The sequence below is a fragment of the Bradyrhizobium sp. P2_E8 genome (assembly GCF_056403875.1).
In genome coordinates, this window is record NZ_JBFUES010001438.1 from 1 (window position 1) to 1,363 (window position 1,363).

Consider the following 1,363-nt stretch of genomic DNA (forward strand, 5'->3'; position numbering starts at 1 on the left):
ATCGACTCGCCGGCCCGGCGCGAACGACAGCAAGAGAACGATGAACGCTCCCTCGACACATCTCGTCATTGCCGATGATCATCCCCTGTTCCGCGATGCGCTGCGGCAGGCGGTGGCGAGCGTCCTGACCTCGGCCAGAATCGACGAGGCCGGATCGTTCGAGGATCTGACCAAGCTGCTGGAACAGACCTCCGACGTCGACCTGATCCTGCTCGACCTCTCGATGCCCGGGATCTCCGGCTTTTCCGGCCTGATCTATCTGCGCGCGCAATATCCGGCGATCCCGGTGGTGATCGTCTCGGCTTCCGACGACAGCGCCACGATCCGCCGCTCGCTCGATTTCGGCGCGTCCGGCTTCATCCCGAAGCGTTTCGGCGTCGAGACGCTGCGCGACGCCATCCTCAAGGTGATGGAGGGGGACGTCTGGGTTCCCGCCGACACCGACCTGTCGGCCGCCTCGGACCCCGACATGACGCGCCTGCGCGACCGCCTGGTGACGCTGACGCCGCAGCAGGTCCGGGTCCTGATGATGCTGTCGGAGGGGCTGCTCAACAAGCAGATTGCCTACGAGCTTGGCGTCTCCGAGGCCACCATCAAGGCGCATGTCTCGGCGATCCTGCAAAAGCTCGGCGTCGAGAGCCGGACACAGGCGGTGATTGCCGCTGCGAAGATCGCCGGTGGTCAGTGGCGGCAGGGCACGCCGACGGGCTGAGAGCCGTTACAGCGTCTTCAGGCGCGCGCTAGCAGCCCTGATATCAGCCGTTTCCGAGCCTTCGGCGAAGCCGTCGAGCGCCGATTGCAGCAACAGCTTTGCTTCCTTGCGGCGGTGCTGGTCGGCAAGAAGCTCCGCGAGATCGATCGCCGCTCGCAACACCCAGGCCTTCGCACCCCTGCGACGGCTCAGCTCCAGCGATCGCATGAGGTGGGTCTCTGCTTCCCCGATCTTCGGCTGCGGGAAGGACAGCAATACCCTTGCCTTCATCCGCAGCAGCTCCGGCATGTAGAGATGATCGCCGCCTTGTTCGACGAGGCGGATCGCCTCGTCGATCAAGTGGGCGCTCTGCTCGACCTGCCCCAGTGCCAACAAGCCTTGAACCAGGGCAATGTTGAACGTCGTGGTGAGAAGCTCATAGCCGGAATCATGGAGCTCGCGCAGGCAGGCCCTTATCGTCTCGACGCCGCCTGCGGCGTCGCCGCGCCGGATGGCCAGCTCGCCTTTGACGCCGCGGCCGACCGAGAGATAAGGGCCCATCGAACGCGAGGTGGCATGCGCGATGAAGTGGTCGATGCTCGCTTCCGCATCGTCGAGCTGTCCGCTCCAGAGATCGATCGAAACCAGCCATATCAGCGCGATGCAGAGCGT

The 1,363-nt window shown here is 64.7% G+C and carries 1 protein-coding gene and 1 pseudogene; one reads left to right on the forward strand and one right to left on the reverse strand.

The window, feature by feature from the left end; translation table 11 throughout:
• Positions 1–40: 40 nt before the first annotated feature.
• Positions 41–712 (forward strand): response regulator, encoded by a 672-nt coding sequence (locus AC1D00_RS41205; RefSeq protein WP_025575190.1) that lies wholly within the window; start codon positions 41–43, stop codon positions 710–712.
• A 6-nt stretch (positions 713–718) separates the two neighbouring features.
• Here the strand turns inward: AC1D00_RS41205 and AC1D00_RS41210 are convergent.
• A pseudogene (locus AC1D00_RS41210) lies at positions 719–1,363 on the reverse strand (ATP-binding protein); the annotation flags it as partial.